The following is a 15,536-nucleotide window of genomic DNA, read 5'->3' as shown; positions in this document are numbered from 1 at the left end:
GACCGGCGGAGCATGGTCATCATCGGCGGCGGCCTCGGGGGCCTGTCCACCGGCTGCTACGCGCGGATGAACGGCTACCGCACCCACGTCCTGGAGATGCACGAGATCCCCGGCGGCTGCTGCACCGGCTGGGAGCGCGGGGAGTTCACCTTCGACTGCTGCGTCAGCTGGCTGCTCGGCAGCGGCCCCGGCAACGAGATGCACCGCATCTGGCTGGAGCTCGGCGCCCTCCAGGGCAAGCGGATGCGCAACTTCGACGTGTTCAACGTGGTGCGCACCCGTGACGGCCGGGCCGTCCACTTCTACTCCGACCCCGACCGCCTTCAGGCCCACCTGCTCGACCTCGCCCCCGAGGACGCCCGCCGGATCCGGCAGTTCTGCGACGGGCTGCGCAAGTTCCGCCGGGCGCTGGCCCGTTACCCCTTCCTCACTCCGGTCGGGCTGATGGGCCGCGCCGAACGCTGGCGGATGCTCGCCGGGTTCCTGCCGTACTTCAACGTCATCCGGCGCTCGATCACCGTGCTGATGAGCGACTACGCGGCCCGCTTCCGCAGCCCGCTGCTGCGCGAGGCTTTCAACTTCGTCCTGTACGAGAAGCACCCCAACTTCCCCGTGCTGCCGACGTACTTCCAGCTCGCCTCGCACGCGGGGCATTCGGCCGGCGTGCCCGAGGGCGGCTCGCTCGGCCTGGCCCGCTCCGTCGAGGAGCGCTACCGGCGCCTCGGCGGGGAGATCACCTACAACGCCAAGGTGAGCGAGATCCTCGTCGAGGGCGACACGGCGGTCGGCGTACGGCTGACCGACGGGCGCGAGGTGCGCGCCGACATCGTGGTGGCCGCCTGCGACGGCCGCACCACCATGATGGACCTGCTCAAGGGCCGGTACCTCAACGACACCTACCGCCGGCTGTACACCCGGACCATCACCGAGGAGGGCATGGTCTTCCCCGGCTACCTGACCGTCTTCCTCGGCCTGCGCCGGCCCTTCCCCGCGGGCGACCCCTGCACCACCTACCTGCTCGAGGACGAACTCGCCGCCCGGCTCACCGGGATGCGCCACCCGAGCATCAACGTCCAGTTCCGCAGCCGCCACTACCCCGAGCTCTCGCCGCCCGCCACCACCGTCGTCTACGCCAGCTACTTCTGCGACATCGCCCCCTGGCGGGAGCTGAGCACCGGCCCCGAACAGCAGGCCCGCACCCGGCGCGGCGAGGAACTGCACACCCTGCCCGTCGGCCGGGGCCGCGCCTACCAGCGCGAGAAGCGCCGGGTGCGCGACGCGATCGTGGACTTCCTGGACGGCCACCACCCGGGCCTGCGCGAGGCGGTGGCCGTCAAGGACGTCTCCACCCCGCTCACCCAGGTCCGCTACACCGGCAACTACGACGGCACGGTGCTCGGTTGGCAGCCGTTCGTGGAGAGCGGCGAGACCCTGGAGGAGGAGGTCAAGCGCAACGGCCCCGGCGTCCCGGGCCTGGCCAACTGCTACCTCTCCGGCGTCTGGGCCACCACCGGCGGCCTGATCAGGGCGGCCGCGGCCGGCCGGCACGTCGTCCAGTTCATCTGCCGCGACGACCGCCGGCCCTTCACCGCCTCGGTGGACGACACCGCGCCGCCGCCCGTCCTGATCGTCGAACCGGTCGGCCCCGACCGGGAGTTCGGCCCCGACCGGCAGTTTGGACCCGACCGGCAGTTTGGAGCGGTGTCGTGAGGATCGAGAAGTGGATCGTCCGCGAGCACGTCGAGGGCGTGCCCGACGTCGGGCGGATCTACCGCAAGGTCGTCGAGGAGGTGGACGTACGGCTCGCGCCGGACGAGATGCTGCTGCGGACCCTGCACGTCTCCGTCGACCCGTACCTCCAGGGGATCGCGCTGGACACCCCGATCGGGCAGCACATGGGCTCCGACTCGATCATGGAGGTGCTGGAGGCCGGCCCCGCCGCGCGGTTCGGAGCCGGGGAGCTGGTGCAGGGGTTCGGCGGCTGGCGCAGCCATGTGGTCAGCGACGGCGCGCCGCAGCTGTGGCAGACCGGCACGTTCCCGATGGTCTTCCCCGCCTACCGGCGCCTGGACCGGGCCGACTACGACGGGCGGCTGCCGCTGACCACGGCCCTCGGCATCCTCGGCGGGCCCGGGATGACGGCCTGGGGGACGGTCGAGACCTTCCTCGACGTGCGGCCCGGCTCGACGGTGGTGGTCAGCGGCGCCTCCGGATCCGTCGGTTCGCTGGTCGGGCAGCTGGCCAAGCGACGCGGCGCCCGGGTGATCGGCACCACCGCCACGCCCGAGAAGGCCGAGTGGCTCTGGGAGCTGGGCTTCGACGGGGTGGTGCTCTACCGCGACGGGGACGCGCCCGAGCGGCTGGAGAAGGAGCTCGCCGAACTCGCCCCGGACGGCGTGGACCGGTACTTCGACAGCCTCGGCGGGGCGCTCACCGACGTGGTCTTCGGCATGCTCGCCGTCGGCAGCAGGGTGGCGGTGTGCTGGCAGTGGGGCAGCCAGGTCGGCTCCCGGCACGTCGGGCCCCGGCTGCTGCCGCTGATCATGTTCCCGCGCACCACCATCCGCGGGATCTTCTCGCTGGAGTGGTTCACCGAGGAGAACTGGACGGCGCTGCGGCGCGACCTCGGGCCGCTGGTGCGCTCCGGGGCGCTCGCCTACCGGCAGACCGTCCACCAGGGCTTCGACGCCATCCCGGCCGCCTACCGCAGCCTCTTCCACGACCGCTCGGCCAGCCGGGGCAAGGTGCTGGTCGAGCTGTGAGGCGGCGGGGCCTCCCGGCCCGGTCGGGAGAGCCCCGCCACCTCCTGCGCGTCAGCTCAGGGTGAACCAGACGCTGCGGGACTTCTTCCACTCGGGGTGGGTGAGGTCCTTGGCCTCCGTCGCGTCGTTGTACAGGTCCGCCGAGCCGCAGTCCGTGATCAGCTGCGCCCTGGCGCCCGGCACGTCCAGGTTCGGCACGTCCGGGACGGCCTCCCAGGCGCCCGCGTCGCCCGTCGGCAGGTCGAGGAGCTTGACGGGCGCGGAGCCCGGCTGCCCGTTCCACCGGTAGAGCGCGTACGGCGCGGAGTTGTCCTCGGCCGCCCAGGAGCCGGCCACGATCAGATACTGGCCGAGGGAGTTGCGGCGGAGGTCGCGGATCGACAGGCCGCCGAGGTCCAGCTCGATCGGCTGGCCGATCGTGGCGTGGGAGGCCGAACCGTTCACCAGGGACGTGAAGTTGGTGACCGGCACCAGCAGTGCCCGGCCACCGGTGACGGCCGGGGTGAGCGGCGCGCGGAAGCCGATGTAGGCGGTGGAGTCGCTGCCCGGGGCGAACTCCAGGCCCTCCACGTTGAACCCGTCGATCTGCTTGGGCGCCTGGCCCTCGGCGGCGCCCGCCGCGAAGCCGTAGCGGTCGCCGTTGGCGGAGTCCCAGGCGATCAGGTCCTCGCGCAGGCTCCGGTAGGAGCCGACCAGCGTCAGCTGGGTGTCGGCGCCCGAGCCGGTGACCTTGGTGGCGAAGACGGTGTCGCGGTCCGGGCGGAGCTTGCCGTCCTTGTTGTTGCCCAGCGAGCCCGTCCAGTAGATGGTGTCGCCGACCCGGGTGGCCGCCTCGATGTCGATCTCCTTGCTGACGCCGAGGGCCGTGCTGAAGTCCCAGGTGCGCACCGGGGCACCGGAGTCGGCCCGGTTGTAGAGCCGCAGGGTGTTGGACTCGTCGTCGCCGACCACGATGTAGCCGCCGCCCGCGTCCACCGCCGCCGAGGCGTCGCTGGAGCCGGTGAAGTAGCGGGTGACGGCCGGGTTCCGGACGGCGGCGGAGGCCGCGTAGTGCAGCGTGCGGGTGGCGGTCTTGCCGCCCAGGCCCGTCACCTTGACCGTCAGGTCGGTGTAGCCGACGCCCTGCGCGGCCACGGCCAGGGTGCGGGCGGCGCCGGTGCCGCTGACCGTCACGTCCCCGGTGCGGGCCACCGAGGAGCTGGTGCTCGCCGAGGCCGCGACCGTCAGCGAGGAGGCGCCGGCGCCGCTCTGGGCCACCGTGACGGTCACGGTCGGGTCGCCGGTGGCCCCCACCGCGCCGGACAGGTACCCGGCCGACAGGGTGATCGTCGGCGTGCCGTACGTGACCGCGCCGGCCGGGACGGCGGGCAGCGCGAGCGCGGGCAGGGCGGCGACGGCGAGCGCGAGCAGCGGCAGCGGACGGCGGTAGGAGCGAAGCACGGTGACAACCCTTCGACGCGCGGACGAACGGACGGGGGTGCGAAGCGGCCAGACTGCCGCCGCCGGGCGAACGCCGCCCCTACGGGGACGAGCCGACGGGCGAACTGTGCTTTGCGGACCGGGGGTCGGCGCTTGACCGGCCCTTGACCCGTGCTTCGGTCAGTTCCCGATTCCCGCGGCGAGCAGCCGGCGCTCCACCTCCGGCCATCGCGGGTCCACCGCTTCGGTGGTTCGCCGGCCGACGAGCTTGTCCTTGAAGCCGCTGGACGTCGAGATGCACACCAGCGGTCCGTCGTCCGGGAGTTGCCCGAGTTCCTCGGCGCCCAGGCTGCGCAGCCCCGCCAGGCCCGCCGCCGCCGACAGCTCCACCCACAGGCCGCTGCGCGCCAACTCCTGCCGGGCCGCGTCCAGTTGCGCGTCCTCCAGCACCAGCGGGCGGCCGCCGCCCTCGCGCAGCACCAGCACGCCCCGGTAGCCGCTCACCGGCGAGGTGATGGAGTACGCGTCCGTGTGCCCCACCTCCACCCGCGCCGCCGGCAGCCCCCGGGCGACGGCGGTGGCCAGCGGCGCGCCCGCCGCCGACTCGCAGGAGTAGATCCGCGGCACGCGTGCTGCCAGGCCCAGGCGGCGCAGCTCCTCGAAGCCCTTCCACACGCCGTACAGCAGCTCGCCGTAGCCGACCGGCACGAACACCGCCGCCGGGGTGCCCACGTCCTGGAAGATCTCGTACGCGACGGTCTTGTACCCCTCGGGCCCGTACGGGTGCCCGGTGTGGGTGCCGGTCAGGTTGCTGACCGGGTGCAGGCCGAAGCGCTCCACCGCCCGGCGCATCAGCGGCCACCGGTCCTCCCACGGCACCGGGAGCACCACCGCGCCGTACGCGTTCAGGAAGTCGCCGACGGCGGGCGGCAGGTCCGGCCCGGTGAAGACCACGCAGCGCAGCCCGGCGCGGGCGGCGTAGGCGGCGGCCGAGGCGCCGTGGTTGCCGGAGGAGGCGACGGCGATGCCGGCGGCGCCGGCGGCCACGGCGGCGCTGGTGGTGCAGCGGTTGAGCCGGTCCTTGTGGCTCCAGGTGGGGTTGCGCGACTCGTCCTTGATGTGGACGCCCGGCGCGATCTCGACCAGCGGGGTGCCGCCCTCGCCGAGGCCCGGTGCGAGCAGCGGGGGCAGCAGCGGCGCCCACCGGTCCAGGCCCGTACGGGGGCCGGCGGCGGGCCCGAAGAGGGCGGCGGCGTCGAGGCGGTCGTAGGCGTAGTCGAGGTCGAGGGGGTAGGAGACTTCCTCGGTGCCGGTGCCGGTGCCGGTGCCGGTGCCGGTGCCCGGGCAGCCGGAGGTCAGCGGGGGGAGCAGCGGGTAGCCGAGGGTGGGATCGCCCAGGGAGCGCTGGCCGGTCGCGAGGGAACGTGCAAGATCGGTCGCCATCCCGCGAGCCTAACCGCGGCCCCGCCGTTCCGTCCGGCCGATCGACGCACCGTCAGTGTCAGTGGCATCGGCTATGGTCGCTCGCGTCGATGGACGACGAACGACCACGGGGGATGCGATGACGGAGGTTTCGAACGGCTCGGAGCGCTCGGAGCGCTCGGAGCGCTCGGAGGCCGGGGCGGCGCGGCTGCTGCCCGCCGTGCTCACGCACGGGCCCAGCCGGGAGTGGCTGGCGGCGGGCGGGCTGCCGAGGGTGATCGGGCATCTGGACCTGACGGCCTCGGGGGCGGAGGAGCTGCGCACCGCCGACGTCTGGTTCAAGGCCGCCCCGGCGGGCGGGGCCGAGCGGCTCGTCGTCCTCGGCGAGACCTGCTACGACGCCGAGGACGCCTGGGAGCCGGCCGCCGTGGCCGTGGACGGCGCCAGTGGCGAGGTGGTCCTGGTGATCGTGGACGACGACGGGAGCGTGCGCCGGGACCGGCTCGCCACGGACGTGTGGACGCTCACCTCCCTGCTCGGCCAGGTCGAGGCCGTCACCGAGCAGGCCGGGCTCGTCCCCGGCCCGGAGGCGGAGGGCATCGCCGCGCGGGGCCCGGGCGCCGTCGCGGAGGTCGCGCGGATCGTCGGCGCCTCGCTGCGCGAGGCCGATCCGGAGCTGTTCCGGCACTGGGACGACCGGCCGCCGCACTGGGACACGGCCGTCGGGATACGGGCGCTCGGCTGGGCCGCGCTGCCCGGCGAGGGCCTCGCGTACGCCCTCGGCCCGGCGTTGGTCGAGGAGTTGGCCGAGCTGACCGGCTGCGAGGTGCGCCGCTACGCCGAAGGCGACCTGCCCGCGCAGCTCGCCCACGGGCCGAGCAGGCGCCTGCTCGCCGAACTCGGCCTGCCCGTCGGCGGATCGGGCATGTTCTCCGCCGAGGCCGAGGGCCCGCTGCCCACGATGGCCGAGCGCTACCCCGACAGCACGGACGAGGAGGACGGCAGCGAACGCCCGTACCAGGCCGGGTTCCTGGTGCTGAGCGAGTGGACGTACGACCTGACCGTCCTCCTCGACGGCGCCACCGGCCGGGTGGAGCTGTCCGACTGGGGGGCCGACGGCGAGCTCGCCGCCTACCTGCACCGGGACCTCTCCACGCTGCTCCTCACCCTCTGGACGTACGAGCGGTTGCGGGCGGCCCGCGACCGGGAGGCGGGGCCGTGGACGGTCTTCTCGCCGGGCGAGATGTACTCCGGCGCGGCCGAGGGGATCCTGCGGGCGCTCGACCCGGAGGCGTGGTCCACCGAGGACCACTTCTGGCCGCTGCTCGCGGACGACGGGCACATGGGGGAGCTGCTGGACTGACGGGCGGTGCGGTGCGGGGCGGGTCCGGGGGTGTACATCCCGGGGACTACGGCGGCGGGCGAATACATCCGGAGGACGGATGATCCGGGCCCGCGTGCGTGACAGCGTTTCGTCCTGTCCGGGACAGCCGTTCCGCATCCACCTGGGGGAGACGCCGTGACGACCGCACCTTTCACCGACCGCAGCTCGCTGACCCGCAGTGCCCTGACCCGCCGCCGGATGCTCGGCGCCGCACTCGCCGCCGGTGCGGCGGGAGCGGCGCTGCCGCTGGGCCTCGCCGCGCCCGCCCGGGCGGCCGGGCCCACGCCTGCGCCCGCCGCCGGGGCCGCCGCCGGGCCCGTGCGGCTCACCCTGCCCGCGCCGACCGGCCAACACGAGGTGGGCACCACAGTCCTGCGGCTGGTGGACACCTCCCGGCCCGACCCCACCTCGGGCCCGGACAGCCACCGCTCGCTGATGACCTCCATCTGGTACCCGGCGCACCGCACCGCAGGGCACCCCGTCGCACCCTGGATGAGCGCCGGAGCCCTGTCCTTCCTGCTCGCCGACTCCGACATCCCGGCCGGGGCCGTCCTCGTCCCGCTCACCGCGGGCCACGACGGCGCCCCGGCCCACCCCGGCCGCCGCCGGCCCGTCCTGCTGTACAGCCACGGCGCGCACGGCTACCGGGCCGACCACACCGTGATCGTGCAGCAGCTCGCCAGCCGCGGCTACGTCGTGGTGACCGTCGACCACACCAACGACGCCATCACCGAGTTCCCCGACGGCCGCGTCCTCCCCCCGAACCCGAACCCACGCCTGGGCCTGAGCCCGGCCGACTGCGCCTACGACCTGGGCTTCGTCCTCGACCGGATCGAGGAGATCGCCGCCGGCCGCAACCCCGACGCGGACGGCAAGACCCTGCCGCAGGGCCTCGGGGAGATCCTCGACCTGGACCGGGTCGGCGCGTTCGGCTGGTCCAAGGGCGGCTCGGCCGCCGCCCTGATCACGGCCCAGGACCGGAGGATCCGCGCCGGGCTGAGCATCGACGCCCCGATGATCTTCAGGACCACTCCCGACATCGACCGCCCGTTCCTGATGCTGACCGCCAGGAACACCCCCGCCACCGCCCCCGAGGTCGCCGCGTTCTGGCCCCACCTGCACGGCTGGCGCCGCGACCTCCACGCCACGGGCGCCGTCCACAGCTCCTACAGCGACCTCCAGTCCCTCTTCCCGCAGCTCGCCCCGATCCTCGGCTGGGACGAGGCCACCCTGCGCGGCCTCATCGGCACCCTCGACCCGGCCCGCGCCGTCCGCATCCAGCAGACCTACCCGTTGGCCTTCTTCGACCGCCACCTGCGCCACCGCGGCGGCCACCTGCTGGACGCGCCCTCGCGGGACTTTCCCGAGGTCACCTTCGAGGGTTGACCAGCGGAGGTGGGTTGACGAACGGTCGTGCGGCCGCCACGGTTGAGCCGCATGATGATCAGCGAGTGGCTCACCGGCGAATCCTTCCGGCCGGGTGCGGAGCTCTTCCGCAGCGACCGGTCCTTCATGCTCATGGCCTACACCCCGAGCCACGGCCAGCTGATGCTGCGCAGCGAGCGCTCCCCGGCGCGCCCGATCGGCCCGGACAACACCGTCGTCGAGGTGCTGTTCACGTCCGCGCAGGCCCTGGACCTGCGGACCTCCTGCGCGGGCCTGGTCATCCGCTGCGCCGTGGAGGAGGAGGCCGAGCGGGTGCGGGCGGCCCACCCCACGACCTCGCTCCACGAGGGCGTCCAGGTCTTCGTGCTGGAGAGCGAGGAGGAGCGGGGCTACGTCGTGGCCCAGGCGGTCGGCTGGCGTGAGGGCGTCCTGGCGTACACCGAGCCGAGCCTGTTCAACGGCCCGGACGAGGACCGGCCCGGCTGGCGGCACCAGCCGCTGGGCGGCGCCCACGCGGGCTTCAACCTGGCCTCCGCCGAGGAGGTGGTGGCCCTGCTGGCCGCCACCGACCCGGACAGCGGGGAACCGGCCCGCCGGGAGCGCTACCGCGCCGTGCACGTGGTGATGACCAGGGTCGACCACGGGGGCGGCCGGTCGAAGGAGTCGCCCGCCGGGGTCTTCCTCACCGAGGCGGACGCGCGGGACGCCCTCGCGGTGCTCGCACGGGTGGCGGACCACTGCTGGATCGAGACCGTCCCGATCGCCGTGTGAGCGATCTCGGCTGACTGCTCGTCAAAGTTCCTCATTCCGCTTACAGGTCGTACTCGGTCCCTTTAAGCTGCCGTTAATCATCGGCGGCTTTCCGCCACTTGAGGAACTCCCTTGCGAGCGCCGGGCGGTAGGTCCAACTCGACCATGAGAGCAGGGATGACGACGACGAGAGAACAGACGGCCGCCGCCACGCGCGGCCGCCGGGCGGTGGGGCGGATCACGGCCGTGGCGGTCGGGATCGGTGCCTGCTCGCTGGCCGCCGCCCCGGCGGCCCATCCGCAGACGCCGGCGGACGGCACGGTGACGGTCCGGGTGGTCCGGGCCGTGGACACCAGCGGGAAGTGGACTCCCGTGCTGGAGCCGGGAATCGGCGGAGTAAAGGTCACGCTCACCGACGACGCCGGCAACGGGGTCGACGGCACGACGGCGGCCGACGGCACGGTGACCCTGTCGCCCGCCGGAACCAAGGTCACCGGCGGCAAGTACCGGGTGCAGGTGGTGAATCCGAAGCCGGGCGTGCTGTTCCCGGCCTTCGCCTCCCGCCAGGGGCTCGACGGCGCCCCCGACCAGCTGTCCAGCAACGAGGAGTTCGTCGACCTCTCCGGAGGAAAGACGGTCTCCTACACCACGGGCCTGTGGAACCCCGGGGACTACTGCCAGAAGAACGCCACCCTGGTCACGACCTGCCAGCCCGCGGGCAGGGAAGCCGGATCGGCGCGCACGCTGGTCTCCTTCCCGTACGACGCGCGCGGCGTGGACGGCACCGACGTCCACGTCACCGACATCTCGACCAAGGCCGAGACCGGCAACATCTACGGCATCGCCTGGAGCAAGGCCGACAAGCGGGTCTTCTCCACCGCCCAGGCCAAGCGCACCGCCGTGTACGGCCCGGGCGGGCCCGGCGCGATCTACGTGACCGACCTGGCGCAGAAGAAGACCACGCTCTGGGCCACCGTCCCCGACGCCGGGACGACGGCCCACGGCACCGGCACCGACGACGCCTTCACCGACGTCGCCGGCCGGGAGAGCCTCGGCGGGGTCAAGATCACGGACGACGGCAAGGACCTCTTCGTCGTCAACCTCAACGACCGCAAGCTGTACCGCTACGACGCGAGCGCGGCGACTGCGGCCGCGCCCAAGGCGTCGTACCCGATCCCCGACCCGGGCTGCCCGGCGGCGGGGGACTGGCGTCCCTTCGGCCTCGGGCTGCAGGACGGCCTCGGGTACCTGGGCGGGGTCTGCTCGGGCGAGTCGACCGGCAAGGTCTCCGACCTGCGCGCGGTCGTCCTGCCCTTCGACCTCACCACCGGGGCGTTCCACAAGCCCGTGCTGGACCAGAAGTTGGACTACAAGCGCGAGTCCACCGTCGGCTCGGGCCCCTGCGACGGCGCGGGCTGGTTCCCCTGGACCAGCACCATCCCGACCAGCCAGAACGGCCAGAAGTGCAACACCTTTCTGGCCCAGCCGGAGCCCGAGATCGGCGAGATCGGCTTCGAGACGGACGGCTCCATGCTGATCGCCTTCCGGGACCGCTTCGCCGACCGGGGCCCCGCCGGCCCGGTGCCCAACACCGCCGGCCAGATCCTCTCCGGCGGTGACCTGAACAAGGCGTGCCTCGCCAACGGCACGTACGTCCTCGACACCAACCTCGGCTGCGGGATCACCACACCGGGCAAGCGGTTCTTCGACACCAGTCGGATGACCTTCCACCACAACGCCGCGTTCGCCGGGATGGCCCTCTCCAAGGTGGAGAGCACCATCGCGACCTCCGGCTTCGACCCGGACAACCTCTACGCCGTCGGGTACGGCACCGCCTGGGTCCAGCGCCTGGACGGCAAGCCCGACCCCAAGCACGGGCTGCGCCTCAACCCGGTGAAGGACACCGCGCCGTTCGGCAAGGGTGCCTCCATGGGCGACCTCGAGGTGCTGTGCGACCGGGCGCCGCTGCAGATCGGCAACCGGGTCTGGTACGACCCCGAGCGCAAGGGCGTCCAACTCCCGGGCCAGAAGCCGGTGGAGGGCGCGACCGTCCACCTGTACGACGAGTCGGGGAAGCTCGTCGGCACGGCGAGGACGACCAAGCGGGGTGAGTACTACTTCGACGACACGAACGTCGAGGGCGGGCTCAAGCCGAAGGCCAAGTACATCATCAGGCTGGACGAACCGGCCGACTACGCCAAGGGCGGGCCGCTGTACGAGTGGGTGCCGACCGAGGCGAACGTCGGGGAGAACCACTTCGTGGACTCCAAGGGCGTGGTGCCGTCCGGTGGGAAGTACGCGGAGCGGGTGCTGACCACCGGCGGGCCCGGGGAGAACGACCACACCTACGACTTCGGGTTCCGCCGGCAGGAAGGCGCGCTGAAACTGGTCAAGCACGACCAGGACGGCAAGCCGCTGGCGGGCGCGAAGTTCCAGCTGTGGAAGGAGAGCAACGGCACCGACGGGCTCCAGACGGGCGGTGACAAGCCCGACAGCAAGGTGGGCGAGCCCTGCACCACCGGGGCCGACGGCCTCTGCGGGGGCAGCGGGACGGTGGGCACCTACTACTGGCAGGAGGTCAGCCCGCCGGACGGCTACACCGTGCCGGACACCACGGTCTTCGGGCCGCTGGCGCTCACGGCGGACAACCTCGCCGACGGGGTCTCGGTGACGGCCGTCAACAAGCGCATTCCGACGCCGACGCCCACCCCGACGCCGACCCCGTCGGCGTCGGAGACCCCGCCCGCGCCCGCGCCGCCGGGCGGGCACCTGCCGGACACGGGCGCGGGGCAGCAGATCCCGATCGCCCTGGGTGGCGCGGTGCTGCTCCTCGGCCTCGGCACCGGGCTGGTCCTGCTGGTCCGCCGCCGTCGCGCGGGACAGCAGCACTGAACGAAGCACTGAACGCAGTACTGAACGAAGCGAGGTCAGATGTGATCGAAGCCGACCACACCTGACCACCTCGGGCGGGTTCGCGAGCCACCGGTTCGCGAACCCGCCCGAGCGCCGTTCCCCCTGACAGACTGTCCGGCGCCCGGGACGGACCCCGTCGGACCTGACCTGACCCGACCTGACCCGACCGGACCTTCCCGGACCTTCCCGGACCGACGAAAGGCGCACCCATGCCCACCAAGGCCCGGCCGAAGAAGCCCGCCGCCCCCGACGGCGCCAAGGCCCGGCGCACCGGGACCGGAACGCCCCCGCGCCGACGCCGCCTGCTCGGCGCGCTGATCGCCGCCGCCGTCTGCGCCGCCACGGCCGGTGGCTACGCCGTCTACCGCACGGTCTCCGGGGACGACGCCGCCGCCGAACGCCCCGTCACCGTCGACGAAGCCTCCCGCCTCGCCCTCTCCCGCCTCACCCTCTACCAGGCCAGCCCCGCCGCCGTCACCCTCACCGCCGCCGAGGGCGGCGACCTACGGATCCAGGTCACCGGCATCGTCGACTACCGCGCCCACCGGGGCGTCGGCAGCTACCGCACCCTCGGCGCCGCCGCCCCCGCGCCCGCCCCGACCGCCGGACCCCGCAGCGCCGGAGCGCGCACCGACCAGGGCCTCATCGTCTGGGACACCGGCGGCCTCGGCCTCGCCCCCGCCCCCGAGGGCGAGACGGGCCCGCCCTGGCAGCAGGCCGAACACGTGCCCCGCACCGGCTGGTCCCCCCGCGCCTACACCACCGACCCCCTCGACGCGGGCCTCCAACTCCTCGTCCAGCTCGGCGCCGACCGCCCCGACAACCCCCTGCTGCTCGCCCAGTCCGGCGCCCGCTGGCTCGGCCGCGAGCGCATCGACGGCCGCGACTACGACCGCTTCTCCGGCCCCCGCGCCCAGGGCTCCGCCCCCGACGGCGCCCGCTCACCCCTCACCTACTGGCTCGACGGGGACGGGGGCCTGCGCCGCGTCACCATGGCGATGCCGGGCCTGGGCACCCCGACCACCCTGGAGTTCACCGGCCGCGACGCCGCCGCGACACTGCCCGACGCGCCCTGGACGGCAGGCTGAGCCCGATCGCCCGAACCGGATGATCAATCGGAATGATCGATCGGGATGATCAGCGCCCGCCCGTCTGCCAGAATCGGCGCATGGCTGAGCACGAGGGCAGTGACGGCGGTTACCTGCTGGACAACCGGCAGTCCGAGGCGGGCACCCGCTTCGAGGCGCTCGCCGAGATCTTCGACCCCGTCACCTTCCGGCACGTCGACCGCCTGGGCCTGCGCCCCGGCATGCGCTGCTGGGAGGTCGGCGCCGGCGGCGGGTCCGTCCCCCTCGGCCTCGCCGAACGGGTCGGCCCCACCGGCACCGTCGTCGCCACCGACCTCGACGTCTCCTGGACGGCGGGCATCGCCTCCGACCGCATCGAGGTCCTCACCCACGACGTCGCCTCCGACCCGCCGCCGCCCGGATCCTTCGACCTGGTGCACGCCCGGCTCGTCCTGGTCCACGTCGCCGACCGCGCCGAAGCCCTGCGCCGGATGGTCCAGGCGCTGCGCCCCGGCGGCCGGCTGCTGCTGGAGGACGCCGACCCCCAGCTCCAACCCCTGCTCTGCATCGACGAGTTCGGCCCCGACCAGGCCCTCGCCAACCGGCTGCGCACCGCCTTCCGCACCCTGATGGCCGGCCGGGGCGCCGACCTCGCGTACGGGCGCACCCTGCCCCGGGTCCTGCGCGAGGCCGGGCTCGTGGACGTCGAGGCCGACGCCTACTTCCCGATCACCTCCCCGGCCCTCACCGTGCTGGAGGCCGCGACGGTGCGCCAGGTCCGTCACCTCCTGGTGGAGCAGGGCCTGGCCACGGACGAGGAGATCGACCGCCACCTGGCCAACGTCGCCACCGGCCGCCTCGACCTGACCATCGCGCCCCTGGTCTCCGCCTGGGGCCGGAAGGTCTAGGGCGTGTCTGACAATTCCCGCCGGGCGGGCGTCGTTGGGGCACGCACCTCGACGGCTTCTCGTCAGTCGCCAATGGCTCCCGGCCGAAGGCTGGGGGAGACGCCCGCTCATCCGACGCCAATTGTCAGACACGCCCTGGGTGGAACCGGGGAGCACCATGGCTGACATGGCGTCCTTCCGCGAGGCCCTCGCCGCCTGGACCTTCGGTGGCGGCCCCGCCGAACCGGCCCGGCGGCTCGCCGACGGCCTGCGCGTGCACACCGCCGTCCTGCTGGAGGGCCTCAGCGACTCCGCCGCCCTCGACACCCTCGCCGCCGCCCACGGCCGGGACCTCGCCGCCGAGGGTGTCTGCGTCCTGCCGATGGGCGGCGCGATGAACGTCGGCCGCTACGCCGCCAACCTCGGCCGGGAGGGCCTGGGTCTGCGCCTGGCCGGGCTCTGCGACGAGGCCGAGCGCGGCTACTACCTGCGCGGCTGGCAGCTCGCGGGCGCGGAGGCCGCCGACATCCACGTCTGCGTCGCCGACCTGGAGGACGAGCTCATCCGCACCCTCGGCGTCGACGCCGTCCGCGACCTCGTCGAGGCCCAGGGCGACCTGCGCGCCCTGGACGTCTTCCTCCGCCAGCCCGCCCAGCGCGGCCGCACCGCGCACCGGCAGCTCCAGCGCTTCCTGGGCACCAAGAAGGGCCGCAAGATCCACTACGGCCACGTCCTCGCCGCCGCCCTCACCCCGGCCCACCCGGCGACGCCGCTGACGGCGCTGCTCGCCGGGCTGTGAGCGGCGCCCCGGCAGCCCGGACGATCAGCGCGGTGAACCCAGCCCCCCGGCCGGACCGCCGGGGGCCACGACCATTCCTTCGGACCCCCCTGGGGCGTCGGGCCGGACCGCGATCACCGCCGGCCCGAGGACGAGCAGTTGGACGAAGGGGACCTTAAAATGTGTTGCGGGTGCGAACGGAAGGCGTCATCCTCCGGTCATGGACCTCCCACCGAACGTGATCGAGTCGGACGGCGGTCTGACCCTGCGTCGGATCGGCGCGGACACGGACGCCGCCGCGTACCACCGGCTGATCGACGAGTCCCTGGAGCACCTGCGGCCCTGGATGTACTGGGTGCCCGACCATCCGGCCGTCACGGACCAGTTCCTCGCCACCCGGGACGAACGATGGGAGAGCGGCCAGAACTTCACGTACGCGATCGAGGAGCACGGCGCGCTGGTCGGGGCCTGCAGCATCTTCCGGGCCGAGGGCGCGGCGGCCGACGTGCGCGAGATCGGCTACTGGCTCCACCCCGCCGCCACCGGCCGGGGCCTGGCCACCCGGGCGGCCCGCGCGCTGGTGGAGGAGGCGTTCCGGCTCCCCGGCGTCGCCCATGTGGAGATCTGCCACGATCCGGCCAACCTGCCGAGCGGCGCGGTCCCGGCGCGGCTGGGCTTCACCGAGTTCGTCCGCCGTCCGGTCGAGCGGGTCGCGCCCGGGGACACCGGTGAGGACCTGGTGTGGAGGATCAGCCGGGAGGGCTGAGG

Annotated in this window: 12 protein-coding genes; 10 read left to right on the top strand and 2 right to left on the bottom strand. The window is 73.6% G+C overall.

Annotated elements, in window-relative coordinates; genetic code table 11:
* Positions 1-12 precede the first annotated feature (12 nt).
* Entirely contained in the window at positions 13-1,710 is a 1,698-nt protein-coding gene (locus tag ACIBCA_RS17950) for a phytoene desaturase family protein (protein WP_396283866.1), read from the top strand.
* On the top strand, positions 1,707-2,762 hold the full coding sequence (locus tag ACIBCA_RS17945; protein WP_396283847.1) for a zinc-binding dehydrogenase: 1,056 nt from the start codon (positions 1,707-1,709) through the stop codon (positions 2,760-2,762). The genes ACIBCA_RS17950 and ACIBCA_RS17945 overlap by 4 nt, the downstream gene beginning before the upstream one ends.
* Before the next feature lie 51 nt (positions 2,763-2,813).
* Here the strand turns inward: ACIBCA_RS17945 and ACIBCA_RS17940 are convergent, their stop codons facing one another.
* Together ACIBCA_RS17940 and ACIBCA_RS17935 are read right to left on the bottom strand one after the other, a co-directional pair.
* Positions 2,814-4,202: a hypothetical protein gene (locus tag ACIBCA_RS17940; protein ID WP_396283846.1), complete on the bottom strand. Its 1,389-nt coding sequence runs from the start codon at positions 4,200-4,202 to the stop codon at positions 2,814-2,816.
* Between the two features lie 159 nt (positions 4,203-4,361).
* On the bottom strand, positions 4,362-5,624 hold the full coding sequence (locus ACIBCA_RS17935; RefSeq protein ID WP_396283845.1) for a pyridoxal-phosphate dependent enzyme: 1,263 nt from the start codon (positions 5,622-5,624) through the stop codon (positions 4,362-4,364).
* A 118-nt stretch (positions 5,625-5,742) separates the two neighbouring features.
* Here ACIBCA_RS17935 and ACIBCA_RS17930 point away from each other — a divergent pair, with 118 nt between their 5' ends.
* From ACIBCA_RS17930 to ACIBCA_RS17895, 8 genes are all read left to right on the top strand, one after another.
* Positions 5,743-6,966 carry an SUKH-4 family immunity protein gene (locus tag ACIBCA_RS17930; protein ID WP_396283844.1) on the top strand — a complete coding sequence of 408 codons (1,224 nt, stop codon included), beginning with the start codon at positions 5,743-5,745 and terminating at the stop codon, positions 6,964-6,966.
* Between the two features lie 156 nt (positions 6,967-7,122).
* A complete protein-coding gene (locus ACIBCA_RS17925; protein ID WP_396283843.1) occupies positions 7,123-8,373 on the top strand; it encodes an alpha/beta hydrolase family protein in 1,251 nt (416 codons plus the stop codon).
* 51 nt (positions 8,374-8,424) lie between these two features.
* Complete coding sequence (locus ACIBCA_RS17920; protein WP_396283842.1) at positions 8,425-9,144, top strand: hypothetical protein; 720 nt, start codon at positions 8,425-8,427, stop codon at positions 9,142-9,144.
* Between the two features lie 156 nt (positions 9,145-9,300).
* Entirely contained in the window at positions 9,301-12,015 is a 2,715-nt protein-coding gene (locus tag ACIBCA_RS17915; RefSeq protein WP_396283841.1) for an SdrD B-like domain-containing protein, read from the top strand.
* A 230-nt stretch (positions 12,016-12,245) separates the two neighbouring features.
* Entirely contained in the window at positions 12,246-13,124 is an 879-nt protein-coding gene (locus tag ACIBCA_RS17910) for a hypothetical protein (RefSeq protein ID WP_396283840.1), read from the top strand.
* Between the two features lie 80 nt (positions 13,125-13,204).
* Positions 13,205-14,011, top strand: coding sequence for a methyltransferase domain-containing protein (locus tag ACIBCA_RS17905; RefSeq protein WP_396283839.1), 807 nt, complete (start codon positions 13,205-13,207; stop codon positions 14,009-14,011).
* A gap of 157 nt (positions 14,012-14,168) precedes the next feature.
* Positions 14,169-14,789, top strand: coding sequence for a TOPRIM nucleotidyl transferase/hydrolase domain-containing protein (locus tag ACIBCA_RS17900; protein ID WP_396283838.1), 621 nt, complete (start codon positions 14,169-14,171; stop codon positions 14,787-14,789).
* 199 nt (positions 14,790-14,988) lie between these two features.
* Positions 14,989-15,534, top strand: coding sequence for a GNAT family N-acetyltransferase (locus ACIBCA_RS17895; RefSeq protein WP_396283837.1), 546 nt, complete (start codon positions 14,989-14,991; stop codon positions 15,532-15,534).
* The last annotated feature ends 2 nt before the right edge of the window (positions 15,535-15,536 follow it).

The sequence above is a fragment of the Kitasatospora sp. NPDC051170 genome, assembly GCF_044455705.1.
Classification (GTDB): Bacteria; Actinomycetota; Actinomycetes; order Streptomycetales; family Streptomycetaceae; genus Kitasatospora.
This window is presented reverse-complemented; position numbering and strand designations above follow the sequence as displayed.

Excerpts from the sequence above, each read along its gene's own strand:
- ACIBCA_RS17935 (WP_396283845.1), bottom strand. The coding sequence starts at position 5,624 with ATGGCGACCGATCTTGCACGTTCCCTCGCGACCGGCCAGCGCTCCCTG.
- ACIBCA_RS17900 (WP_396283838.1), top strand. The coding sequence starts at position 14,169 with ATGGCTGACATGGCGTCCTTCCGCGAGGCCCTCGCCGCCTGGACCTTC.
- ACIBCA_RS17905 (WP_396283839.1), top strand. The coding sequence starts at position 13,205 with ATGGCTGAGCACGAGGGCAGTGACGGCGGTTACCTGCTGGACAACCGG.
- ACIBCA_RS17915 (WP_396283841.1), top strand. The coding sequence starts at position 9,301 with ATGACGACGACGAGAGAACAGACGGCCGCCGCCACGCGCGGCCGCCGG.
- ACIBCA_RS17920 (WP_396283842.1), top strand. The coding sequence starts at position 8,425 with ATGATGATCAGCGAGTGGCTCACCGGCGAATCCTTCCGGCCGGGTGCG.
- ACIBCA_RS17895 (WP_396283837.1), top strand. The coding sequence starts at position 14,989 with ATGGACCTCCCACCGAACGTGATCGAGTCGGACGGCGGTCTGACCCTG.
- ACIBCA_RS17950 (WP_396283866.1), top strand. The coding sequence starts at position 13 with ATGGTCATCATCGGCGGCGGCCTCGGGGGCCTGTCCACCGGCTGCTAC.
- ACIBCA_RS17910 (WP_396283840.1), top strand. The coding sequence starts at position 12,246 with ATGCCCACCAAGGCCCGGCCGAAGAAGCCCGCCGCCCCCGACGGCGCC.
- ACIBCA_RS17930 (WP_396283844.1), top strand. The coding sequence starts at position 5,743 with ATGACGGAGGTTTCGAACGGCTCGGAGCGCTCGGAGCGCTCGGAGCGC.